Source organism: Neorhizobium galegae, from assembly GCF_017877055.1.
GTDB lineage: Bacteria > Pseudomonadota > Alphaproteobacteria > Rhizobiales > Rhizobiaceae > Neorhizobium > Neorhizobium galegae_D.
Window position 1 is genome coordinate 1 of sequence record NZ_JAGIPG010000007.1, and the last position, 22,480, is coordinate 22,480.

Genomic DNA, 22,480 nt, shown 5'->3' on the forward strand with positions numbered 1-22,480 from the left:
AGATCTCCACCCCATCGAAACCCGCCCTGGCAATCGCTTCCAGCTTCTCCGGCAGGTCCCCGCTGATCGAAACCGTGGCTATCGACGTCTTCATGGCGATCTCCTGTAACCTATGGATGCTTGCCTGCTCAGGAAAATGCGGTGACGTCGTGGGGCACGTAAGGCGCCTCAAGCGCGGCGATCTCTTCCAACGTCAGCGTCAGATCGAGCGCGTTCAGCGCGTCGTCGAGGTGGAGCAGCTTCGTGGCGCCGACGATTGGCGCCACCACCGGCTGCTTCTGGAGGACCCAGGCAAGGGCGACCTGCGCATAGGGCAATCCCCGCTTTTCCGCGACGGAACCAACCGCTTCGATCACCTTCCGGTCGGCCTCGATCGTCGCCTTGAAAAGGCCGTGACCGTAGCTGTCTTGCTCGTCTCGCGCCGAGGCGGGTACGGTGCTCGGCGCCCTTGACAGACGCCCGCGTGCCAACGGGCTCCATGGCAGAACGCCGATCGCCTGATCCTGGCAGAGCGGCAGCATTTCGCGCTCTTCCTCGCGATAAAGCAGATTGAGCTGGTTCTGCATGGTCGCGAAGGGTGTCCACCCATTTATCTTCGCAACATAAAGCGCCTTGCTGAATTGCCAGGCAAACATCGACGATCCGCCGATATATCTGGCCTTCCCCGCCTTGACGACGTCATGCAGCGCTTCCATCGTCTCTTCTATCGGCGTGTTATAGTCCCAGCGGTGGGTTTGATACAGGTCGATATAGTCGGTACCGAGACGCTTCAGGCTGGCATCGACTTCGGCCATGATCGATTTTCGCGAAAGCCCGGTCCCATTAGGCCCAGCCCGCATCGGTAATCCGACCTTGGTCGCGATAACCACATCTTCCCGACGTGCGAACTCCTTGATCGCGCGACCCAGTATCTCTTCGCTCGCGCCCAGCGAATAGGTGTTTGCCGTATCGAAGAAGTTGATCCCCGCTTCCAGTGCTTTCTTTATGAAGGGCAGGGAATCGCCCTCTGACAGAGACCATGTCTGCGGTCCCTTTCCAGGCGTCCCGTATGCAAGGCATCCAAGGCAAAGCCTTGAAACCTGAAGGCCGGTATTTCCCAAACGAGTATACTGCATTTTCAAACCTTTTTCAGCCTTGCCCGAGATCACAGGTCGAGTTCTTTCATCAGCGATGCTGCGGCGCGTACGGAAAAGACCCTGTCTAGACGGTTGCTGGAATTTGCAAAAAGGGACACCGCACCTTGTCCCAATGCTCAATGGTTCAGGATCTGGCCGAGAAAATTGCGGGTGCGCTCGTTTTTTGGCTGCGAGAAGAATTCTTGCGGCTTCGCCATTTCGATGATCTCACCGGTATCCATAAAAATGACGCGGTCTGCGACCTGACGGGCGAAGCCCATTTCGTGGGTAACACAGAGCATGGTCATGCCTTCCTGGGCGAGGCTGATCATCGTATCGAGCACCTCCTTGACCATTTCGGGATCGAGTGCCGATGTCGGCTCGTCAAACAGCATGATCTTGGGCGTCATGCACAAGGCTCGCGCGATCGCGACGCGTTGTTGCTGGCCACCCGAAAGCTGGGCCGGGTATTTGTTCGCCTGCTCGGGAATGCGCACACGCTCCAGATATTTCATGGCGATGATTTCGGCATCCTTCTTCGAAGTACCGCGAACCCGCATAGGCGCCAGCATGCAATTCTGAAGTACCGTCAGATGCGGGAACAGATTGAACTGCTGAAACACCATGCCCACTTCGGCGCGCACCGCGTTGACGTTTCTCATGCTCTCCCCGAGCGAAATGCCATCCACGACAATGCTGCCGGACTCGAACTGTTCGATACGGTTGATGCAGCGGATTATCGTTGACTTGCCGGAACCGGATGGTCCGCAGACCACGATACGCTCGCCTTTGCGCACGTCGAGATTGATGTTCTTGAGCGCATGGAAGGCGCCGTAATATTTCTGAAGGCTGCTGATCCGAATGATCGGATCCTGGCCTGTTGTACCGGTATCCGCAGCATGGATATGCTGCTGTGTCGTCGTGGTCATGGTCGCTCCTGCCGAAGGTCCGGACCGCCCGAAGCCGGTCCGGTTCTGTGACTTACTTGGTGATATCGACAGGAAGCGGCGCATCCCCCTCTCCCGTCGTCGGGAGCTTGGCGCTAATGTCTTTGCCGATCCACTGCTTGTAGAGCTTGGGCAGCTCGCCGTTCTCGATCTGCTTGCCGATGAACGTGTTCAGGTACTCGGCGAACTCACGAGAGTCCTGGCGAACGGCAGCGCCATTGAAGACGCGGTTGAGGACGAATTTCTGCTGGAACTTGCCGGCACCGGTGACCTTTTCGATATTGCCCATCTGGGTGAAGGCCGCGCCGATGATATCGACCTGTCCGGAGATCAGCGCCTGGACAGTGGACGCGTCGTCATCGAAACGCTGGATCGTCGCACCGGAATTGGCGGCAGTGATTGCCTTATCCTGCGGCGTGCCGCGCGGAACGCCGACGCGGGCACCCTTCAGATCGGCCCACCCGCTCGCCTTCAGATCGGCTTTGCCGATGAAGACGTTGTCGTTGTTTGCGTAAGGGCGGGAGAAGAGAACGACCTTTTGGCGGTCCGGGAAGATGCCCATGACGGCTGCAAGGAGATCGACCTGGCCGGTCTGCAGAGTTGCGATGCGGTTCGCGGGCGTTACCGGCACGAATTCGACCTCGACACCGAGATCCTTTGCAACCGAACGGACGAACTCAACGTCGAAGCCGGTGAGTTTGCCGGTTTCGTCGGTATAACCCCACGGAACCTGGGCAACCTGGACGCCGGCCTTCAAAACCTTGCGTTCCTTGATTTCTTTGACGGTCTGCGCTGCAGTCGTATCCGCAAGCAACGGCAGCGCCATCAGGCCGCCGATGGCGGCGATGAGAATGCGGCGGCCGATCTTGCTCGAGCGCGCGTTGACGATATTTTTCATGCTGTTTCCTCCTCAAGAAGCGGCTTCCTGCCGCGGTTAAACATTTCAAGTTTTCAGGGAGAAGCGGCGCTCAAAGTAGGCGCTCGCTCTGGAGAGCGGGAAGCAAATGGCAAAGTAGAAGGCGCCGGCCAGACCGTAGGCGATCAGCGGCTTGTAGGTCGTGCTCGCAACGATCTGTGCACTGCGGGACAACTCGACAAAGCCGATGATCGCCGCCAGCGACGTGCCCTTGATGAGCTGGACCAGAAAGCCGACGGTCGGCGCGAAGGACAGCTTGATGGCCTGCGGCAAAACGACATCGCGCATCCGATCGATATAACCAAGACCGAGCGCCGAAGCCGCTTCGCTCTGGCCTTTCGGAACGGCCTGGATACCGCCGCGCCAGATTTCCCCCAGAAAAGCGCTGGCATGGAAGGTCAGGCCGATGGCAACCGCCGTCCACGCACTGACATGGAAGCCGAAGACCGGCAGGCCGTAGTAGACCAGGAACAACTGCATGAGCATCGGCGTGCCCTGGAAAAAATCGATATAGGCAGCGGTGGCTACCCGGAGCCATTTCCAGGGCGAAGTGCGCGCCAGTGCGACGAGCGTGCCGAATGTTCCTCCGCCAATGAAGGCGACGACCGAGAGCGCGAGCGTCGTCCACATGCCTTGGAGGATGGTGAGAACTTCCAGTAAACCGAAATCACGGATCATCCTGTCAGCCTCACTTGATCGGATAAGAGAAGAACACGCGATCGATCCCCTTAAAAATAAAGGAGAAAATCGTCGAAAGCGCGAAATAGAGAAGGGTGGCGACGATATAGATCTCGAAGCTGCGAAACAGATCGCTATCGAGGAGCTGCGCGGTGGAGGTCAGCTCCTCGGCGGAGATCGATGATACGATACTCGTCGTCAGCAAGGCCAGCACGAACTGGCCGGACAATGCCGGATAGATGACCCGCAAAGCGGGTTTCAGAATGATATAGCGGAAGACTTGCAGAGGTTTCAGGCCGAGTGCCGCACCCGCCTCAAACTGCCCGCGCGGGATCGCGTCCACGCCGCCGCGGATGATTTCCGCCGAGAAGGCTCCGCAATTCAAGCTGAGCGCAAGGAAGGCGGCCGTCCAGGGCGTAAAGCTGATGCCGACCGTCGGCAATCCGAAGAAGATGAAGAAAACCTGCACGAGAAACGGCGTATTCCGGATGATCTCGATATAGGTGAGCGCGATGGCACGCAAAAACATCAGGCCGCTTCTACGCGCCACCACCGTGATGATACCGATGATGAAGCCACAGATGACGGCGGTTGCTGCCAGCCAGAGTGTCAGCAGGCAAGCATGCAGCAATTGCGGCCAATAGGGCAGGAGAACCCCGAAATCGAACTTGTAGCTCACGGCTGAAAACCTCCGGAAGACACGGCTTCGCTGGAATTGCCGGCGGCGTCTGTGTCGGGAATGCGGAAAAACTGTCGGTATAGGTCGATCTGCGGTGCCAACATCGCAAAACCGGCCTGGGTTTTGAATCCGCGCGCCCTTGCCTCGCGCAATAGGCGTGTCTCGGCTGGCTTCATGATGATTTCCGCCACGACCGCATTCGGGTTCAACCCCTCGAGCGTGAATGGCAACGGGTCCTCCTCGCCAAGCCCCATCGGTGTCGCATTGATGACGATATCGACCTCCAGATGCCGGCCGGCAGCCACCGCGATCGCCCGTCCCGGCCAGTGTCGCTCCAGACGCGCGCATAATTGTTCGCATCGCGGCTGCGACACGTCGGAAATCCGCACCTGCTCCGCTCCCGCATCGAGCAGCGCCGCGGCGATCGATGAACCGGCGCCACCCGCGCCATAGACCGCAACCGTTTTCCCGCCGATTGCGTGCCCGACATTTTTCATGCCCGTCACGAACCCGATCCCGTCGAAATTTTCCGTCGACCAGGATCCGTCGGCATTGCGGCGCAGCGCATTGGCACAACCTGCGGCCTCCGCCACCGCACCGATATGATTGGCATGGGACAGAAGCTCGAATTTATGGGGAATGGTGGCGAGAAAGCCGCCGACATTGCCGGCAGACTTCAGCGCGCGGATCAGCGCCGGCGCATCGTCGCTGGAAACCTGCATCGGAACCATGAGCGAATTGCTGCCCGCTTTCGCGAAGACCGCATTCATCAATTGCGGCGCCTGAACCTGCGTGACAGGATCTCCGATAATGACGAAGACCTGCGTTCTGCCATCGGGAGTGTCAATCATATTGCGCGTCATGAAGAGACCCTCCCCTCGGATGCCCCCAGGCCGAAACGCAGTCCATACCGCTTGTGGACAATCTTTCGCGCGGGAGCAGCAGGATCGCGAGGCAGGAAACTTTCCGTACCGGCAAGCTTTGCCTTGTCGAAAAGTTCCCCTTGGTGAGCCGCGTTGCCAGGTCGGTCTCCAAGCTTGCGTAAATCTCGCCAAAGAAGCGATGGTAGCAATATGAATTGATTCCAATCTTCATCAGACGCCCTCCGTTCTTTTGGCTTCGGTTGCGGATACTCATTTCATTCGCCATGGATCGATTGAGGGAGGGTGACTTCCATCCTGCCCCGATCCCGAATTCCCCAATCAGTCGGTAAACAGACCTCGATCCATCAGGACCGGCGGCTTCGGTATCAGGGGCGTGAAATCCATCCGGTCGAGAATATCCTGCTGGACATCGATGCCCGGAGCGACTTCCTTGAGGATCAGGCCATCCTCAGCCAATTCGAACACGGCACGCTCGGTCACGAACACGGCGGAATGGCCACGTTTCAAAGCCTGCCGGCCCGAATAGGTAATCTGCTCCACCGATTGAACGAGCTTCCGGACGTCGCCCGCGCGTTTGATGTTCACGCCGGCCGGCGAGATGTCGATCGCCGATCCCTTGGTATCGAACGTACCGCAAAAAACGACGCGCTTGGCATTCTGGGCAATATCCATGAAGCCGCCCGGCCCGACCGTCAGCCCCCCAAGTTTCGACACGTTAACATTGCCGATCGCGTCGAGTTCACCGAAGCCGAGGAAGGCCAGATCCAGTCCGCCGCCTGCGTAGAAATCGAATTGCGACGGACCATCGATCATCGCGGACGGGCTGCGGGCAAAGCCGAACAGCAGGCCGACCAGCAGCGAACCGCCATAGGTTCCGTGCTCGATCGTCTGGTAATAACGTCCGACTTCGCCCCGGTCGGAAACCATCTTGGCGACGCCTTCGCCGATCCCGACTCCGAAATTGATGACCGCTCCGTCCTTCAGTTCCTTATGGGCGCGGCGAGCGATCAAGCTGCGAATGTTCAACGGCTCCGGCGGATCGAGCGTGATCGGACCCCGTCTCTCGCCGGACAAGGTGGGATCGTAAGGCAGGTCGTAGCTCGGACGCTGATCGGGATCGACCACGACGGCATCGACGATGGCGCCCGGCACCCGCACCGAACGCGCCGGCAGCGAATTCGGGTCGACCGCCGTGCGCACTTGAGCGATCACGATCCCGCCAGAATTATGCGCGGCGAGCGCCGCCGCATAGATATCGAGATTGGCGGCCTCCTGATCGAGGCTGATATTGCCCTCCGCATCCCCGAACGAGCCGCGGATAATGGCCACGTTGATCGGGAAGGACTTATACCAGAGTAGCTCTTTGCCGCCGATATTGGTGACTTCGACAAGATCCTCTTTGGCCGACTTGTTCATTTTGCCGCCATGCTGGCGCGGATCGACAAAGGTTCCGAGGCCGACATGGGTGAAAAGGCCCGGACGACCGCCGCCGATCTCACGATAGAGCTGCATGACGCAACCGCTTGGCAGGACATAGGCTTCGATCTTCTCGTCGCGTGCCATCTCCTGCATCTTCGGAGACCAGACCCAGTGACCGCCGATGACCCGCTTGACCAGACCTTCGTGGGCGAAGTGGTTCATGCCTTCCTGTTTCTTGTCGCCGATGCCGAGCGCGTGCACGACCGTCAGATTGCGCGGCGTGCTCGTTTCCAGAAAACGGCGCGACACGGCTCGGAAGGTATGGGTCGCTTCCATCAGGCCGCCGCCGCCACCGATCAGGGCGACCGTATCGCCATCCTTGATGAGCTTCACTGCCTCATCGGCCGTCATGAACTTGTTGCGGCTCATGCGGGCGCTCCTGCGCCTTCACCGATCGGCCGGCGCGGCACCATCAGTCCATGTTCGCCTGTCTGAACCACCTCGTCGCGCTGGTTGACGAGGTCGATCGCCATAACGATGATCCCCATTCCCGGCTTGCTCTTGGACGAACGCGTTTCCTTGATGCGAATACGTGCCTGAAGAGTGTCGCCGATGCGGATCGGCTGCTTGAAGGCCCAGGACCAGCTCAATGCGATCCCGTCCCGAAAAGTCGCCGACTGAACCTTGAGGCCATCGGTTAGCGAGAGCCCCATCAGACCGTGGGCGATCCGCCCGCCGAACTCGGTCGTCTGGGCATAGACGTTGTCCATATGGATCGGCGAAAAATCGCCCGCGACGCCGGCATAGGCCAGTATATGCCCTTCGGTCACTGTTACGCGCGGCGTCAGCTTTTCGTCACCGACATTGAAATCGTCAAAATAACTTCCGGGAAGCATGGCTTCCATCCTCCGGCTATGGGTAATTCTAAGGAACGAGAAGAATGCGGCCGACCGCACCTCGCTTGTGCAACTGACGGTGTGCTTCGGCAGCCTCCGCCAGCGGCATTCGCCGCCAGATTTCGGGCTTGATGCCGTTGGCATGCATGAAGTCGAGGATCTCCCGAAGCTCGCCCCGCGAGGCGCTTTGCACGCCCTCGATGCGCAACTCCTTGATGATCAGAAGGCCAAGATTGACGGAGACAGGCGTGCCATGCAGTTCGCCGATCACCGCGCAGCGGCCACCCGGAGCGAGGCTGCGGAGCGTGCCGGCAAATGTCGGCGACCCCGTCAGTTCGACAACCAGATCCACGCCTCGCCCGTCGGTCAGAGCGCGAACGTCCTCGCCGAAGTTCCCATCGGGGCTAACCACGACATCGCTGGCGCCCTTTTCCTTCAGGAGCTGAACCTTGCCTGGACTGCCGGTAATCGCAATCGCGCGGCCCCCCAGTGCATTGACGATCTGAATGGCCGCAAGCCCCAGGCCGCCGCTGGCGCCAGTGATGACGACAGCGTGACCCGGCTGGATATCACCGATCTTGCGGATGGCCTTGTAGGGTGGGCCATAGACGCAGGCGGCGAAACACACTTCTTCCATGGCCATTCCGTCGGGCAGTCGCACGAGATTGGCAGCATCTAGAACAGCATATTCAGCATAACCGCCGTCCCGCGTCTGGCCGATATCACCCTTGGTGAAACGGCAAAGCGAAGGACGGCCGCGCAAACAATCGGCGCATTCGCCACAAGCTTGGAAGTTGAAGACGGTGACCCGGTCACCAGCCGCGAACCCATTCACGCCCAGACCGGTCGCCACGACTTCCCCAGCCAGCTCATGCCCGAGAACGCGCGGCAAGCTGACTCTGGAACGCATTCCGGATCGTAGAATCAAGTCGAGGTGGCATACGCCGCAGCAGGCGATTTTGACCAGAACCTCACCTTGCCCCATGGATGGCAACGCAATTTCTTCGCAGATAAGTGTTTCCGGCCCGCCAAAGGCGCGCAATTTAATAGCTTTCAAGCGCTCCTCCCCGTGACGCCTTTCTGGAACTTGTTTCATATGGAACTGATTCCAGTTTGTCAATTGCAGTGACATTGTGTTCCAATTGGAATAGGATTCATAAAATGGCTGACCAGACACCGATGCTTCCACCCGACCGCGCGATTTCCATCATCGAGCTTTTGGCTCGCCACTCTTTCGGCCTGCCGCTTTCGGAAATCGCCGATCAACTGGCTATTCCGCGAAGCGCAACGCATCGGCTGCTGGCCGACCTGAAAGAAGAAGGTTACGTCCGGCAGGATTACGATGGCGCCGCCTATCGGCTGACGGCCAAGCTCGTCGCCCTGGGCTACAGTTTTCTGTCTACCGCCGGCGTCTCCAATCAGCTTCAACCAATCATCGACAGGCTGGCGGAGCAGACGGGCGAACTGGTGGTCCTCGCCGTCGTCGAGCGGGGAAAGCTTCTTCGCCTGATCAAGGCGCAGGGCGCTCGTGGAGGCCTTCTCTACAATCCCGACGAGGGGCCGGAAGTGTATCTGGCGGCGACATCCAACGGTCACGCCTATCTTTCCACCTTGATGGAAGATGAGGCGATCCAGCTCGTTGCGAAACAGGGTTTTCAATCCGAAGGCGTCGGAAAGAACGCCCCCAAGGCATTCCGGCAGCTTTTCGAATATGTCGACCAGGCCCGAGAAACAGGTATCGCGCGTATCTTCGATGTCTGGGTCGACGGCACGTCCGCCATGGCCGCGCCGGTTTTCCGCTCCGGCACGAAAACCGCAATCGGGACGATCAGCGTTGCCGGCCCGACAATACGCATGAACCATCAACGCATGGATCAGTTCGTCGATCTGCTGAAGGCGGCATGCAGGGACGTCTCTGAAACCGGCTCCAGTCTTCCCATTTTCGAGCAGGCCTAGCCCATGTCCAGCCGTAGCCGCGGTATCGCCATTCTCGAACTCCTGACCGGGCATCCCTGGGGTTTGAGCGTCACGGAAATTGCCGATCAGCTTGCGATCCCCGCCGCAGCAACGGTTCGCGTTCTGTCCAGTCTCGTCGCGTCCGGTTATGTGCATGGATCGGGCAAGGACGGACATTATCGTCTGAGCCCCAAACTGCCGGCGCTCGGCCTGGCCTTTCTCGGAGCGAGCGGCGTCACCGATCTCGTGCAGCCTATATTGGATGATCTGGCCAAGAAGACGGGAGAACTTGTCCGCATCGCGATCATTTCGACCGACAAACTGACCTGGGTCGCGAAATCGCAAGGGGCACGCAGCGGACTGCTCTACGATCCCGAAGCGGCCGCAGACGTGTATCTTCCGGCAAGCGCCAACGGGCAGGCATGGTTGTGCTGCCTGCCGGATGCCGAAATCAGGCGGCTTGTAAACGACCATGATATCAACCGGCCGGGCTTCGGTTCTGGAGCCCCCCAAACCTTTGCCGAATTGATGAAGGCAATCGAGATCGCGCGGCAACAGGGCTATGCCAGCGTTCGCGACAGCTACGCGGTTGGGACGTCCGCCATGGCTATCCCCATCATGCGCCGGGCGACCAGGCGGCCAATCGGAACGCTGAGTGTAGCGGGACCGACTATGCGGATGACCGAGGCCCGGATGAGGGAAATCTTTCCCTGGCTGCAATCGAGCGCCAAGGAGCTTGAGGCGGCAAGCGGCTCCTCGCCGCTTTTTGCCGTGCAATGATGCGGTCTTCTCGTCATCGATTATGCCGACGATCACCGGCAACACCAATACGCCGACGGCGATGATCGCGATGAAAGGTGCTGCAATGCTGCTTGAGGATGCACGCCATTAGCCAAGCACGGCCTTTCGTTCCGCTATTGTCACCGGACAAAGAAACTGACATCATCAATGGAAGGCCCCCAATGGGTCGCTGATATTCCATGAGCAGGGTAGCTCTCGACCGGAAACGGGCGGGAGCTTTTTTATTTTTTGGTGGCGATGATGAATTCAGAAAGCTGGCGGGTCGGTGTGCTGTTCTCCGAAACGGGTGTGACCGGAGCCGTGGAAAAAACCCAGAGGGCCGCGAGCTTGCTGGCGATCGACGAAATCAATGCGGCGGGCGGCGTGCTCGGCCGGGCGATCGAGCCCGTTGCCTACGATCCGCAATCGACTCCTAATCTCTACAAGGAGCTCGCGGTCAGGCTTTGCGACGAAGATCGGGTCCGGGTCGTTTTCGGTTGCCATATGTCGAGCACCCGCAAAGCCGTTCTGCCCGTCATCGAGGCCCGTGACGCGCTGCTGTTCTACCCGACACTGTACGAGGGCTTCGAATACTCCCGGCACTGCATCTATACGGGTGCTGCCCCCAATCAAAACTCCGTTCAACTCGTCGATTTCCTGACCAAGCATTATGGAAAACGGGTTTTCCTTGTGGGTTCGAACTACGTCTATCCTTATGAATCCAACCGGACGATCAGCGACCTCTTTCTTCAAGTGGGGGGACAGGTACTGGACGAGATGTATGTTCCGCTGAACCTCAAAACCGAGGACGTCGCCAAGATCATCCGGCATATTCGCGCGGCACAGCCGGATGTCATCTATTCGACGATCGTCGGCGACGGTATCATTCCCTTCTATACGGCGTTCAAGGAGGCGGGATTCGATGCAGCGACGATGCCGATCGCGAGCCAATCGACAAGCGAGGCCGACGTTATCCGTATGCGACCGGAGGTGGCCGAGGGGCACATCACCGCAGCCCCCTTCTTCGCCTCTCTGGATACACCCCGCGCTCGCGCCTTCGTCTCGGCTTACCAACAGCGATACGGCCTGCAGATGCTGCCAACCGCTCCGGCCGAAGCGGCCTATTTCCAAGTCTATCTTTATGCGGCGGCTTTGCGGCGCGCCGGTGGCGATGGGCTTGAGCAGCTTCTGCCGGCCCTCTATGATGTCGAGTACGATGCCCCGCAGGGCGCCGTGAAGATAGACCGACTGACAAACCACACGCATCTGTGGCCAAGAGTGGCAAGGGTGAATGCGCAGGGCAACTACGACATCGTCTATGATCCGTCGCTGCGGGTGGCGCCAGATCCGTTCATGCGCGAATATCGCCCGGACTTGACGCAGGCTTTCCCACATCGTGTTCAGGTCTGAGAAGGAGCGACGATGTCTTTCGCCCTTCTCAGAGATTTGCGGGATCTTAAGGTTCTGGTCATCCATCCCCGGACATCAGAAGGAGAGTTTCTCGTCGATCACCTGCGCCGTATCGGTTGTACAGTCAGTTGCCTCTGGCCAGTGCCTGCCGAGTTGCCACACGGCACGGATGTCGTCTTCCTTGCAATGGAAGATGAAGCGCGACCGGAAACCGAACGCTTACTGAAGTCTTTCCCCAATCCTGCCCCGACCATGCTCGCCATCGTCGGTTACGAAAACCCCTCGACGTTGCAGATCGTTCTGGAAAGCGGCGCGCTCGCCATTGTCGAAAGACCGATCAAACCGTTCGGCCTGCTGACCAATCTCGCCATCGCCCGCAGTCTATGGTTGGAGCGCCAAAAGCTCGTCAAGGAAGCGCGCAAATATAAGCGCAAGGTACTGGGAGACCAGAAGCTTGCTCGAGCCAAGGCCATTCTGATGGCCAATCGCGGCACCAGCGAGAATGAGGCGTATCGTGAAATGCGCGAACAGGCGATGGCTCGGCGCGTGCCGATCGATGAAATCGCCAATTCGATTATCAACGCCGAACAGCTCTTGCGCCCGCCCCAAAAACATGATTAGTTTTTTACGTGTTTCAAATAAACACCTTCGGCACATCCCTTCGTTTCGCGAAGCCATGTGCCGCTGTTGCACGCGGCGTAGCCGTGATGCGGTGATGGCAAAGGTGCCCGCAGGCCGTGACAAGCCTCGCGGGTTTTTTGTTGTCTGCTGACAATGACGTCAGCCTTCCAAGCAATTTTTTCGGCACGAAAGCCTCGCCGTTGGGCCAGGCGGTGCCGCCGCGTGCGCCAATCAAAAAAAGGGGAACCAAGATGGTGTTCAACAGACGTGAATTTCTGAAAACCGCAGCCACCGCTTCCGCCGCACTCGCCCTGCCGGCTCTGGGCAGCCGGGCCTTTGCAGCCGATGCCATCAAGGTCGGTGCTCTCTACTCCCAGACGGGTGGGCTTTCTGTCGCCGAGAAGCTTCTGGCCAACGGTGTCATGATGGCCGTGGCCGAAATCAACGCGGCCGGCGGCGTTCTCGGCCGCCCGGTCGAGGTTGTCGTCGAAGACGGTGCTTCCGATCCGAAGACCTTCAGCGAAAAGGCTTCGAAGCTGATCCTCAAGGACAAGATTTCCACCGTGTTCGGCTGCCACACGTCTGCCAGCCGCAAGGCCGTGCTGCCGATCTTCGAACGACGCGGCGCGATGCTGTTCTACCAGACGCACTACGAAGGCTTCGAGTGCTCGCGCAACGTCGTCTATTCCGGCGCCGTTCCGAACCAGCAACTCTCCAACTACATTCCCTGGATCGTAGAAAAACTGGGCAAGAAGAAATTCTTCATCGTCGGCTCGAACTATGTCTATCCGCGCGAGATGGCCAAGGTTTCCAAGAAACTGATCGAGGCGGCCGGCGCAAAATGGGTAGCGGACGAATATCTGGAGCTTGGCCACTCGGAATGGGCCGTCATGGTCAGCAAGATCAAGGAATCCGGCGCGGACGTGGTTCTGTCCAACGTGGTCGGCGACTCGATCATCGCCTTCTACCGCGAGTTCAAGAACCAGGGCCTCTCGCAGGAGGTTATCCCGATCTGCGCGACAGTCACGTCTGAAATCGAGATCGCGGCCATGGGCGCCGAATATGCGGCAGGCAGCTACACCTCGTTCCCCTATTTCATGTCGATCGAAACGCCAGCGAACAAGAGTTTCATCGACCGCTTCAGGACGTTCGTCAACGATCCGAAAGCCGTGACATACCATTCGCTCGAGGCCGCCTATTTCCAGGTATTTCTGTGGAAGCAGGCGGTCGAGAAATCCGGTGATCTGTCAGCCGACGCGATCCGGGCCGGCATTCGCGGCCAGACCTATGACGCGCCTGGTGGCAAGGTGACCACCGACCCCGACAACCTGCATTGCTGGCTGACGCCACGCATCGGGCAATGGCAGCCGAACGGCCAGAGCAAGGTGGTCAACGCCTACCCGGCGCCGATCAAGCCGCTGCCCTATTCGGCCTATGGCGAGACGGAAAGCAATCTGTTCTGCACCGGCAACGGTCTCGACGCAGCAAAGCTCAAAGGCTGACCCCTCCCCGCGTCGTCCCGCCATCCATGCGTGGCGGGACCATGTCTCGGCAGGCGGATCTGTGCTTTTCCTCTGCGCGGCGCCAACCCGCTTTCGGGATTGGCAAGGAGCAAGAAAAAAGTCTGGCCTGCCCTTCTCATGAACGGTGGCGTTATGCTCGACATTCTCTTTATCGGCCTCAGTCTCGGCTCGATCCTTCTTCTGGTGGCACTCGGCCTCGCCATCACCTACGGCGCCATGGGCGTCATTAACATGGCCCACGGCGAAATGGTGATGATCGGCGCCTACGTCGCCGTCCTCTCGGGCATTTGGCTGAAAACAAGCCTTCTGCTCGCAATACCGCTGGCTTTCGTCGTGACGGCGTTGCTCGGCCTGATGATCGAACGGGTGGTCGTGCGGCGGCTCTACGGCCGCCTGCTGGACACGCTTCTCGCCACATGGGGCATCGCCATCCTTTTGCAGCAAGCCGTAAGGCTCGAATTCGGCCTGTCGTTTTTCGGAATTCATATCCAAGGCCTTGGAGTCGGACTGCAAAACGTCGCGGTACCTTCGTATCTGCAAGGCACGTTCAGGCTCGCCGGTGCGGACATCAACGCTTATCGCACCTTCACCATCGCGGTTACCGCCGCGCTAACGCTGGCGACATGGTTCATTCTCTACCGGACGGCGGCCGGCATGCAGGTTCGCGCCATCATCCGGAACCCGAAAATGGCGGCAGCCTGTGGCATCGACGTGAAACGCGTCAACGCCGTGACCTTTGCCTTCGGTTCCGGCCTTGCCGGCGTCGCGGGCGTCATGATGTCCGGCTTCAAGACCGTTTTTCCCGACATGGGCACGACGATGGTCGTTGACGGCTTCATGGTCGTGGTTACAGGCGGGGTCGGCAGCCTTTTCGGCACAATCCTGTCTTCAGGGCTTCTGGGCGAAATCAATGCACTGGTGGCCATCGGGACGAACGACATTCTGGCGCGCGCCGTCGTTTTCGGGGTCGTCATCCTGGTCATTCTCGTCAAGCCCAGCGGGCTGTTCTCGTTCAAGGGACGCTGACATGAGCATCGAACGAAAATTCCAGATCGCCGCCTACGTGATTTTTATCTCGCTGATCTTTGCAGCGCCCGTTATCGGCGACGAATTCTGGCTGAACCGCATTTCGAAATATCTTGTCTACGGGATGCTCGGCGTCGCCATCGCGCTCACATGGGGCTATGCGGGCATTCTCAATCTCGGCCAGGGGCTGTTTTTCGGCGTGGGCGCTTACATGCTTGCCATGTCGCTGAAGCTGTCGAGCCTGACCAGTCTCCAACAGGGCTCCGACAAGCCGGTTCCTGATTTCATGCTCTGGAATGCCGAGCCCGGCGCCCCGACGGAACTTTGCTGCATCAACAAGGGCTCCTTCCTCTGGCTTCCCTTTCAAAGCCAGTCGGTGGGCCTGGTGCTCGGTCTGGTGCTTCCCGTGGTGATTGCCGGCGCACTCGGCATGCTGGTTTTCCGCAAGCGCATTTCCGGCGTGTTCGTCTCGATCATCACGCTGGCGCTTGTTCTGCTCGTGCGTCTCGTCATGGTCGATGCGCAACCGGTGACAAACGGCTTCAACGGCCTGACGGATCTTGGCTGGCTGACGATCGGCGGGATCGAATTCGACCCCTATAGCCGGGCGACCTATTATCTGTGCGCCGCATGCCTGTCGCTGACACTCATCGGTGCCCGTCTTATCGTGGAAACCCGTGCGGGTATGATCCTGCAAGCGATCCGCGACGATCATGTCCGCGCCCGCTATCTCGGCTTCGACGTCTCGCTCTACCAGGTGTTCTTCTTTGTCATTTCAGCGGGGATCGCCGGCGTTGCCGGCATGCTCTACGTGGTCGTTGCGGAGTTTGCTTCTCCGACATTCATGGATCTGTCCTTCTCTGTGACGATGGTTGTCTGGGCTGCCGTCGGCGGGCGCTCCTCCCTGCTCGGCGCCTGCATCGGCGCCATCCTGATCAATATAATCGAGGCCGAAGTCAGCGAGACCGAAGCGCTTGTCGAGGCGTGGAAGGCGATCATCGGCCTGATCTTCGTGCTGGTCGTCCTGTTCATGCCGCGCGGACTTGGCGGCGCCGCGCATGACGTGGTGCGGTGGTTCGTCCGCAAACCAAAACCCGGTCAACCCTTCCCGGCCTTGCCGCAGCAAAGCGAGGTATTGTGACATGAGCGCCATCGCATTGACCATCGACGGTCTCGGCGTCAATTTCGGCGGGTTTCGCGCCGTGAACAATGTCAGCGTCACCGTCTTCGACGGCGAGCTTCGGGTGCTGCTCGGCGCGAACGGCGCCGGCAAGACGACCCTGATGGATCTGGTCAGCGGCAAGACGCGCAGCACGCAGGGCAAGGTCTTCGTCTACGACACAGACATCACCAACTGGCCCGAACACAGAATCGCCCGCGCCGGAATTGGCCGGAAATTCCAGATCCCCAGCATTTTTCGCGATCTTACCGTGCGACAGAATTTGGAGGTCGCCAACTGCCGCAATCCATCGGTGCTCGCCAACCTTCGATTCGGATTTTCGCGTGCGGAAGCGGACCGCGTCGATGACGTGCTTACTCTCACTGGCCTCGAGGCAGAGCAGGAGATGACGGCCGCCTATCTCAGTCATGGCCAAACGCAATGGCTGGAGCTGGGCATGCTCATCGTGCAGGATCCCAAGGTGGTTCTGCTGGACGAGCCGACGGCTGGCATGACCCAGGCGGAAACCCGCAAGACCGCAGAGATCATCAATAATCTCAAGGGTCGCCATACGATCCTCGTCGTCGAACACGACATGGGGTTCGTGCGTGAAATCGCCGAACACATCACCGTTCTCCATCTGGGAGAAGTTCTGGCCGAAGGAAGCGTCGAGGATATCGAGCGCAATCCGAAAGTCCGTGAAGCCTATCTCGGTTCGAAAGGAATATCGTGATGCTGTCATTGAAAGACGTACACAGCTATTACGGCCGCAGCCATATCCTGCACGGCGTCACGCTCGACGTTCCGACAGGCAAGGTGACGAGCATTCTCGGCCGCAACGGCACCGGCAAGACGACCCTGTTGAAAACCTTGATGGCATTAACCGACCGCATGACGGGCGAGATGCGTCTGCAGGGAAAAGACATCGCCTCCTCCCCGACGCATATGAGGGCACGGGCCGGTATCGCCTATGTCCCCCAGGGCAGGGAGATCATTCCCGATTTTACCATCCGCGAGAACATCCTGATGGGCGCCTTTGCGCGTACCGATCGCAAACGCGAAATTCCAGCGCTGGTGCCGGAACTTTTTCCCTACCTGATGGCCAACCTTGATCGACCGGGCGGCGTGCTTTCGGGCGGTCAGCAGCAGCAGCTTGCCATCGCCCGCGCGCTGGCCGCGGACCCGAAAGTGCTGCTTCTCGATGAACCCAACGAAGGCATCCAGCCCTCCATCGTCGAGGAGATTGAGAAGATCATCATCCGGCTCAATCGCGAGATCGGCATGACGATCATCCTCGTCGAGCAAAACGTCGCATTTGCGCGGCACGCATCCCACCAGTTCGCAATGCTGGAGAAGGGAGGCGTGGTTGCGGCCGGTGCTATCGACACGCTCTCCGACGCGCTCGTTCACCGGCATATGGCTGTCTGAAACGGATATCCTTCAATAGAGACAATGGGAACAACCATGACATCGACACAGAGCTACACCGCCGCCACCATCCAGTTCGAACCTACTATGTTCGAAAAGGCGCGCAATATCAGCCGGCTGGCAGCCCTTTGCGAGGAAGCCGCGGAGGCGGGCGCTCGTCTGATCGTCACTCCCGAAATGGGCACAACCGGCTATTGCTGGTTTGACAGGGCGGAAGTCAAACCGTTCGTCGAGGCCATCCCCGGACCGACTACCGATGTTTTCCAGGCTGTTGCCAGCAGACACCGCTGCTATATCGTCGTCGGCATGCCGGAAGTCGATCCGGCGAGCGATCTCTATTACAACACCGCCGTTCTCATCGGGCCTGAGGGCGTCGTTGGTCGGCACCGCAAGTCGCATCCCTATATCGCCGAGCCGAAATGGGCCGCCAATGGCGATGTCGTGCACGAGGTTTTCGAAACGGAGATCGGCCGGATCTCGATGCTGGTCTGTATGGATCTGCACTTCTTCGAGACGGCGAGACTGGAAGCGCTGGCAGGCGCCGACGTCATTTGCCACATTTCCAACTGGTTGCAGGAGCGCACGCCGGCACCCTACTGGATCAACCGGGCCTTCGAAAACGCCTGTTACGTGATCGAAAGCAACCGGTGGGGATTGGAGAGAACCGTGCAGTTTTCCGGGGGAAGCTGCCTGATCGAGCCCGATGGAACGGTAGCCGCGTCAATCGATACAGGAGACGGGATTGCCTATGGCAAGGTCGATCTTGCCCGCGCCCGCCGCCGCGAGGTCTTGTTCGAACCCGTATTCAAGGCCCGCCGGCCCGAGCTCTACATGAACATGATGACCAACAGTTTCACCTGGAATCCGGGCGACTACTTCCGTCTCTATGGCTATCAGCCCATCCCGCGCGGACGCGCATCGCGCGCCGCCGTTGCCCAGTTCGCCCCGTCCTCCGTCATCGCAGACAATATTGCCCGCATCACCAAGCTGGCAGCCGAGGCGAAGGCGACGACAGCGCCGGACATTCTGGTCTTCCCGGAACTGTCGCTGACCGGACTTGAGGCCCCCCAAACCCGGGCGGAGCCGCTCTCAGGCCCGACGATATCCGCCTTCGTTCGTCTGGCAATGAAGCTCGGCTTCCATCTCGTCGCCGGGTTTGCCGAGGCGGACGGAGACAAGGTCTATAACAGCGCGGTCCTTGCAGGACCCGAGGGACTTGTGGGCAGCTACCGCAAGACGCATCTTGGCATTGCCGATAGCTGGGCGACGGCCGGCAACGAATGGAAAGTTTACGACCTTGCCATCGGCCGAGTGGGTTTGGCGATTGGCCACGACGCGCTCTATCCGGAAGCCATCCGTTCGCTCTCGCTCATGGGATGCGATTTGGTCGCTTGCCCCTCGGCGATCGCCGGCACTTTCACCGGCAGCCACGCCGGCACGAAAGTCCCGCACAACTATCCGATCCCCAAGGGTGCCGACCCCTTTCACTGGCATGCGTTGCGCGTGCGCGGCGGCGAGAACAACGTCTATTTCGCCTTCGCCAACGTGCTGGATGAGGCGCGGGGATACCTGGGCAAGAGTGCGGTGTTCGGGCCGGATTCCTTTGCCTTTCCGCGCCAGGAATCGGCAATCCTGGAGGAGGACGGGATTGCCGCCGCAACTGTCGACACCACCAATCTCGACACACCGTATCCGACGAACATCGTACGGCGAAAGGATCTTGTTGTCATGCGTCAGCCGCATCACTATCAGCCTCTGGTCAAGTGGCATCAGTGAGAGGCTGGTACGATGTCCTCATTCACATTCGCAACCGTCCCACAGATAATTGCAGGACCGGGCTGCATCGCAAGGCTTTCGGAGCTGAAGACCCGGCTCGGGTCGCGTGTTCTGGTGATTTCGGACGAAGGGGTCGTCAGGACGGGGCTCGTTCAACCGGCCCTGGCAAGCCTTGCGGACTGCGGGGCTGAAGCATCGATCTTTACCGGCGTTGTCGCTGATCCGCCGGAAGCCGTCATTCACGCGGCTGTGGCACAGGCGATCGAGTTTGGCGCAACCGGTGTACTGGGCATCGGCGGCGGTTCGTCGCTCGATGTCGCGAAGCTCGCGGCCCTTCTGGCCAAAAGCGGCGAAACGCTCGGCAATATCTACGGGGTTGGCAACGTGACCGGGCAGCGTCTGCCGCTGGTGCTCGTGCCGACAACGGCAGGCACCGGATCGGAAGTCACACCGATTTCCATCGTCACTACGGGCGCATACCAGAAAAAGGGCGTCGTATCGCCGGCCCTGCTACCGGATGCGGCACTTCTTGACGCAAACCTGACAATCGGCCTTCCTCCCGCCGTGACCGCTGCAACGGGGATCGACGCAATGGTCCACGCCATCGAGGCTTTCACCTCTAAAAGTGCAAACAACAATCCGGTCTCCCGCGCCCTTGCCAAAGAGGCTCTTCGGCTGCTCGGGGCAAATATCGAAATCGCCGTCCAGAACGGAACCGACCTGGCCGCCAGACAGGCAATGCTGCTCGGGGCAATGCTGGCCGGCCAGGCCTTTGCCAATTCACCGGTCGCTGCCGTCCATGCGCTCGCCTATCCGATCGGTGGTCGCTATCACGTTCCGCACGGCCTTTCCAACAGTCTGGTCCTGCCGCATGTCGCACGTTTCAACGCGACCGTCTGTGGTGACGCCTATGCCGAGCTGGCGCCTTGCCTTTTTCCGCACCTTGAGTCTGCTCGCCAGACAGAGCGGCTTTCCGGTTTTATCGAAGGATTGACGATGCTGCCTGTGCGCCTGAACCTGCCCGTACGCCTGAGGGATGTCGGAATTCTAAAGGACGGGCTTCCTCTGCTAGCGGAAAATGCGATGGAACAGACCCGCCTGCTGGTCAACAATCCGCGCACGGTGTCGCTGTCGGATGCCACCAGGATCTACGAAGATGCTTGGTAAACAGGTGCCGAACGCCAGGGTCGGTCATACGTGACAATATGAACCGTATTCTTCTGGTCGCTCTTGAGATCCCATCAGGGGGTGAGTAGCGGCCTGACATCGACCGAGCCGAGTGTTCTGATCGTCGCCAGTCCTGTCTCGCCATCTTCATGTACGGAGACGAAATCGACGCCGCTGCGAGTGACGACGGCATTTGCCGGTACGAGCAGGGCCTGCCGCTCTCCGACCGGGACCTCCACGAGCATGCGCGCATTGACGAAGGCGGTATCGAGCTCGCCGGCTTCGACATCCGTAGTGACGCGTCCGTTCTCGATCAGCGGATAGATCTTCGCGAGCTTTCCGGCGATCTGCCGCCCGTCGATATTGATCCTGATTTCAACTTCCTGGCCGAGCGCGCTTGCGTGGCGCTCCGGGATGGACAGGCAAAGGAACAGTCCGCCGCCTCCGATGAAGGCTCCTCGCTACCGGAAACTCTTCGTGGCCTTGCTGGCGGCTTTCCTGCTGGCGGCACTGTTTCCGGCGTGCTTGCGGTTCGTCTCGTCGTCCGCACGATCTATTGGTCGGCCCACCAAAACGAGCCGATCGAACGTTCGGTTATGTGGCCCATTCTTATGGCATCTCCCACCGCCGCGACCGCCGTCCTTATGGGTCTGATGGTCCGCGTCCATGGCCCGCACCATCTCTTCGCCGCCACTATCCTGATGGGCTTCTTGCAGATCATAGCCGGCACCAGTTCCTAACCCCAGAGCGTTACATCACCGCCTACGACTGAATCACGTGCTCGACCGGACGGCGAAGCGATTTGGGTAACTCTGGACCATAGCCGAACCTCATCACAAGATCAGGGCGGCCGCCGCCCAAGCCGAGATATGTGGCGAATTGCCCTCGCACAGCGGGGACCTCGACCGGCTGATTGATAAACGCATGACATAGCCCCAAGGCCGTGGCCTGAAGGGCGAACCGCTGACTGCACCGGCCGGCTTCAGCCCAATATGCCGGTTCATTCTTGTCGGACACGAACACGGCAATGCCTGCCGAGCTCCTCATCTGGCTCACATATTTCCTGTTTTCCGCATCCTTCGTGAACACCTCACTGAAGATCAACCGGCCGAGCCAGCCCGGCAGAGCCGGATTGCCGGAGGATTTCGAAAACAGGCCGTCCCGCGTCGATAGGGCTTCGCCGTAGCTGAAGCGGATCCACGATTTCAGTTCGTCCACGAATGCGCCGTCGTCCATCTGCGCGCTGTTGCCCGCGAGGAGATAGGAAAGGATTTCTTCGCGTTGCTTGCGTTCCGTGAACAGCAACATCCGCACGCCGTCCCCATTCCCTGCATCTTCCAGAAGTTGAAGATGTTCGGGCGGAACCGACCGTCCGTCGTAAACTGCGCGCGTCGATTGACGATGCGGTATGGCATCGAACAGGTCCGTGCGCCCGGGAGGCGCGGTGTCCAAATCGACCCGTATTCCGTGCGCATCGGGGTCGTAGCTCGGAACCGCCCGAAGCCCGAACGCACGAGCCGCTTGAACGATATTCTCGACGGCACAGCCGAGACTGGCTAACACATGATGATCGTCGGGATCTACGGCGGGCAAGCGACGCTTGAGATCGGGTAGAACGAGGACGGAGTGGTCCGAGAGCCGAAATTGCCAAGGTTGAGTGTTATGGCTGTTTGCGGCCAGGCAGGCGTAACGGACAAGTTCCTTTCGGACCGACAGCAATGGCAGATCCGTGCTGTCGCTGTGTCGCCAAGTGGATTTGACGGCTTCCTCGTAGCCTGAACGCCCCCGGGCGTTCAGCGCAAGCGCGCTTGCTCCGCCGATCGCAACAAATCCACCTCCAGCGGCTAGCGCAACCAGGAATCTGCGACGGCAGTGATGAATCTCGGACATGGCAACAGCGTAGTACGGATGGCCTCCCTCGGGCTTTGATCTGGGTCAGGGCTGCCTATCTCGGCCTGCGTCGCTCTTCGTCGCACACCATTGACGACGACGTAACGTTGATCGCAGTCCGGGCCGCTTGAGTATGAACCCGAACTTCCGACTCTTTTCACATGGGAATATTGCTTTGATGCATCAATAGGCACATCCTAAACATGAGGT

Annotated in this window: 23 protein-coding genes; 12 read left to right on the forward strand and 11 right to left on the reverse strand. The window is 59.5% G+C overall.

Features of this window, described 5'->3' with window-relative positions; translation table 11 throughout:
- Positions 1–128 precede the first annotated feature (128 nt).
- The 9 genes from J2857_RS29155 to J2857_RS29195 all read right to left on the reverse strand — a co-directional run bounded on the left by J2857_RS29155 (position 129) and on the right by J2857_RS29195 (position 8,666).
- On the reverse strand, positions 129–1,115 hold the full coding sequence (locus tag J2857_RS29155) for an aldo/keto reductase (RefSeq protein WP_210013569.1): 987 nt from the start codon (positions 1,113–1,115) through the stop codon (positions 129–131).
- A 137-nt stretch (positions 1,116–1,252) separates the two neighbouring features.
- Positions 1,253–2,044 (reverse strand): amino acid ABC transporter ATP-binding protein, encoded by a 792-nt coding sequence (locus J2857_RS29160; RefSeq protein ID WP_245364007.1) that lies wholly within the window; start codon positions 2,042–2,044, stop codon positions 1,253–1,255.
- 52 nt (positions 2,045–2,096) lie between these two features.
- Positions 2,097–2,960: a transporter substrate-binding domain-containing protein gene (locus tag J2857_RS29165; RefSeq protein ID WP_210013570.1), complete on the reverse strand. Its 864-nt coding sequence runs from the start codon at positions 2,958–2,960 to the stop codon at positions 2,097–2,099.
- Positions 2,961–3,005: 45 nt separating this feature from the next.
- Entirely contained in the window at positions 3,006–3,653 is a 648-nt protein-coding gene (locus tag J2857_RS29170) for an amino acid ABC transporter permease (protein ID WP_432420192.1), read from the reverse strand.
- A 13-nt stretch (positions 3,654–3,666) separates the two neighbouring features.
- Positions 3,667–4,335, reverse strand: a complete 669-nt coding sequence (locus J2857_RS29175; protein WP_210013572.1) for an amino acid ABC transporter permease — start codon at positions 4,333–4,335, stop codon at positions 3,667–3,669.
- The gene (locus J2857_RS29180) at positions 4,332–5,198 is read right to left on the reverse strand and encodes a shikimate dehydrogenase family protein (RefSeq protein ID WP_210013573.1); all 867 of its coding nucleotides are present in this window, start codon (positions 5,196–5,198) and stop codon (positions 4,332–4,334) included. Before J2857_RS29180 ends, J2857_RS29175 begins: the two co-directional genes overlap by 4 nt.
- Positions 5,199–5,537: 339 nt before the next feature.
- On the reverse strand, positions 5,538–7,067 hold the full coding sequence (locus J2857_RS29185) for an acyl CoA:acetate/3-ketoacid CoA transferase (RefSeq protein ID WP_210013574.1): 1,530 nt from the start codon (positions 7,065–7,067) through the stop codon (positions 5,538–5,540).
- A complete protein-coding gene (locus tag J2857_RS29190; RefSeq protein WP_210013575.1) occupies positions 7,064–7,534 on the reverse strand; it encodes a MaoC family dehydratase in 471 nt (156 codons plus the stop codon). The genes J2857_RS29185 and J2857_RS29190 overlap by 4 nt, the downstream gene beginning before the upstream one ends.
- A 28-nt stretch (positions 7,535–7,562) precedes the next feature.
- Positions 7,563–8,666: an alcohol dehydrogenase catalytic domain-containing protein gene (locus J2857_RS29195; protein WP_210013576.1), complete on the reverse strand. Its 1,104-nt coding sequence runs from the start codon at positions 8,664–8,666 to the stop codon at positions 7,563–7,565.
- Positions 8,667–8,695: 29 nt separating this feature from the next.
- Between J2857_RS29195 and J2857_RS29200 the strand changes: the two genes are divergently transcribed.
- From J2857_RS29200 to J2857_RS29215, 4 genes are all read left to right on the forward strand, one after another.
- Positions 8,696–9,490, forward strand: a complete 795-nt coding sequence (locus J2857_RS29200) for an IclR family transcriptional regulator (protein WP_210013577.1) — start codon at positions 8,696–8,698, stop codon at positions 9,488–9,490.
- Positions 9,491–9,493: 3 nt separating this feature from the next.
- A complete protein-coding gene (locus J2857_RS29205) occupies positions 9,494–10,270 on the forward strand; it encodes an IclR family transcriptional regulator (RefSeq protein ID WP_210013578.1) in 777 nt (258 codons plus the stop codon).
- A gap of 258 nt (positions 10,271–10,528) precedes the next feature.
- The gene (locus J2857_RS29210) at positions 10,529–11,680 is read left to right on the forward strand and encodes a transporter substrate-binding domain-containing protein (protein WP_210013724.1); all 1,152 of its coding nucleotides are present in this window, start codon (positions 10,529–10,531) and stop codon (positions 11,678–11,680) included.
- Positions 11,681–11,692: 12 nt separating this feature from the next.
- The gene (locus J2857_RS29215) at positions 11,693–12,301 is read left to right on the forward strand and encodes an ANTAR domain-containing response regulator (RefSeq protein ID WP_210013579.1); all 609 of its coding nucleotides are present in this window, start codon (positions 11,693–11,695) and stop codon (positions 12,299–12,301) included.
- A 13-nt stretch (positions 12,302–12,314) separates the two neighbouring features.
- On the opposite strand, the gene J2857_RS29220 is transcribed toward J2857_RS29215, so the two are convergent.
- Positions 12,315–12,563, reverse strand: coding sequence for a hypothetical protein (locus J2857_RS29220; protein ID WP_210013580.1), 249 nt, complete (start codon positions 12,561–12,563; stop codon positions 12,315–12,317).
- Between J2857_RS29220 and J2857_RS29225 the strand changes: the two genes are divergently transcribed.
- The 8 genes from J2857_RS29225 to J2857_RS29260 all read left to right on the forward strand — a co-directional run bounded on the left by J2857_RS29225 (position 12,553) and on the right by J2857_RS29260 (position 21,120).
- On the forward strand, positions 12,553–13,803 hold the full coding sequence (locus tag J2857_RS29225) for a transporter substrate-binding domain-containing protein (RefSeq protein ID WP_210013581.1): 1,251 nt from the start codon (positions 12,553–12,555) through the stop codon (positions 13,801–13,803). The genes J2857_RS29220 and J2857_RS29225 overlap by 11 nt on opposite strands.
- 153 nt (positions 13,804–13,956) lie before the next feature.
- A complete protein-coding gene (gene urtB, locus J2857_RS29230) occupies positions 13,957–14,850 on the forward strand; it encodes an urea ABC transporter permease subunit UrtB (protein WP_210013582.1) in 894 nt (297 codons plus the stop codon).
- A 1-nt stretch (position 14,851) separates the two neighbouring features.
- Positions 14,852–15,991, forward strand: a complete 1,140-nt coding sequence (urtC, locus tag J2857_RS29235) for an urea ABC transporter permease subunit UrtC (RefSeq protein WP_210013583.1) — start codon at positions 14,852–14,854, stop codon at positions 15,989–15,991.
- Position 15,992: 1 nt separating this feature from the next.
- Entirely contained in the window at positions 15,993–16,742 is a 750-nt protein-coding gene (urtD, locus tag J2857_RS29240; RefSeq protein WP_210013584.1) for an urea ABC transporter ATP-binding protein UrtD, read from the forward strand.
- A complete protein-coding gene (gene urtE, locus J2857_RS29245) occupies positions 16,742–17,437 on the forward strand; it encodes an urea ABC transporter ATP-binding subunit UrtE (protein ID WP_210013585.1) in 696 nt (231 codons plus the stop codon). Before urtD ends, urtE begins: the two co-directional genes overlap by 1 nt.
- 24 nt (positions 17,438–17,461) lie before the next feature.
- Complete coding sequence (locus J2857_RS29250) at positions 17,462–19,213, forward strand: nitrilase-related carbon-nitrogen hydrolase (RefSeq protein ID WP_210013586.1); 1,752 nt, start codon at positions 17,462–17,464, stop codon at positions 19,211–19,213.
- 12 nt (positions 19,214–19,225) lie between these two features.
- Positions 19,226–20,380, forward strand: coding sequence for an iron-containing alcohol dehydrogenase (locus J2857_RS29255; RefSeq protein WP_210013587.1), 1,155 nt, complete (start codon positions 19,226–19,228; stop codon positions 20,378–20,380).
- Between the two features lie 149 nt (positions 20,381–20,529).
- A complete protein-coding gene (locus tag J2857_RS29260; protein ID WP_210013588.1) occupies positions 20,530–21,120 on the forward strand; it encodes a hypothetical protein in 591 nt (196 codons plus the stop codon).
- A 22-nt stretch (positions 21,121–21,142) separates the two neighbouring features.
- Here the strand turns inward: J2857_RS29260 and J2857_RS29265 are convergent, their stop codons facing one another.
- On the reverse strand, positions 21,143–22,270 hold the full coding sequence (locus tag J2857_RS29265; protein ID WP_210013589.1) for an Acg family FMN-binding oxidoreductase: 1,128 nt from the start codon (positions 22,268–22,270) through the stop codon (positions 21,143–21,145).
- Positions 22,271–22,480 lie beyond the last annotated feature (210 nt).

Coding starts and splice junctions, on each gene's coding strand:
- J2857_RS29250 (WP_210013586.1), top strand. CDS start 17,462: ATGGGAACAACCATGACATCGACACAGAGCTACACCGCCGCCACCATC.
- J2857_RS29160 (WP_245364007.1), bottom strand. CDS start 2,044: ATGACCACGACGACACAGCAGCATATCCATGCTGCGGATACCGGTACA.
- J2857_RS29215 (WP_210013579.1), top strand. CDS start 11,693: ATGTCTTTCGCCCTTCTCAGAGATTTGCGGGATCTTAAGGTTCTGGTC.
- J2857_RS29255 (WP_210013587.1), top strand. CDS start 19,226: ATGTCCTCATTCACATTCGCAACCGTCCCACAGATAATTGCAGGACCG.
- J2857_RS29210 (WP_210013724.1), top strand. CDS start 10,529: ATGATGAATTCAGAAAGCTGGCGGGTCGGTGTGCTGTTCTCCGAAACG.
- J2857_RS29155 (WP_210013569.1), bottom strand. CDS start 1,115: ATGCAGTATACTCGTTTGGGAAATACCGGCCTTCAGGTTTCAAGGCTT.
- J2857_RS29165 (WP_210013570.1), bottom strand. CDS start 2,960: ATGAAAAATATCGTCAACGCGCGCTCGAGCAAGATCGGCCGCCGCATT.
- urtC (WP_210013583.1), top strand. CDS start 14,852: ATGAGCATCGAACGAAAATTCCAGATCGCCGCCTACGTGATTTTTATC.
- J2857_RS29195 (WP_210013576.1), bottom strand. CDS start 8,666: ATGTCACTGCAATTGACAAACTGGAATCAGTTCCATATGAAACAAGTT.
- urtD (WP_210013584.1), top strand. CDS start 15,993: ATGAGCGCCATCGCATTGACCATCGACGGTCTCGGCGTCAATTTCGGC.
- J2857_RS29180 (WP_210013573.1), bottom strand. CDS start 5,198: ATGACGCGCAATATGATTGACACTCCCGATGGCAGAACGCAGGTCTTC.
- J2857_RS29185 (WP_210013574.1), bottom strand. CDS start 7,067: ATGAGCCGCAACAAGTTCATGACGGCCGATGAGGCAGTGAAGCTCATC.
- J2857_RS29205 (WP_210013578.1), top strand. CDS start 9,494: ATGTCCAGCCGTAGCCGCGGTATCGCCATTCTCGAACTCCTGACCGGG.
- urtB (WP_210013582.1), top strand. CDS start 13,957: ATGCTCGACATTCTCTTTATCGGCCTCAGTCTCGGCTCGATCCTTCTT.
- J2857_RS29225 (WP_210013581.1), top strand. CDS start 12,553: ATGGTGTTCAACAGACGTGAATTTCTGAAAACCGCAGCCACCGCTTCC.
- J2857_RS29260 (WP_210013588.1), top strand. CDS start 20,530: ATGTACGGAGACGAAATCGACGCCGCTGCGAGTGACGACGGCATTTGC.
- J2857_RS29200 (WP_210013577.1), top strand. CDS start 8,696: ATGGCTGACCAGACACCGATGCTTCCACCCGACCGCGCGATTTCCATC.
- urtE (WP_210013585.1), top strand. CDS start 16,742: ATGCTGTCATTGAAAGACGTACACAGCTATTACGGCCGCAGCCATATC.
- J2857_RS29265 (WP_210013589.1), bottom strand. CDS start 22,270: ATGTCCGAGATTCATCACTGCCGTCGCAGATTCCTGGTTGCGCTAGCC.
- J2857_RS29190 (WP_210013575.1), bottom strand. CDS start 7,534: ATGCTTCCCGGAAGTTATTTTGACGATTTCAATGTCGGTGACGAAAAG.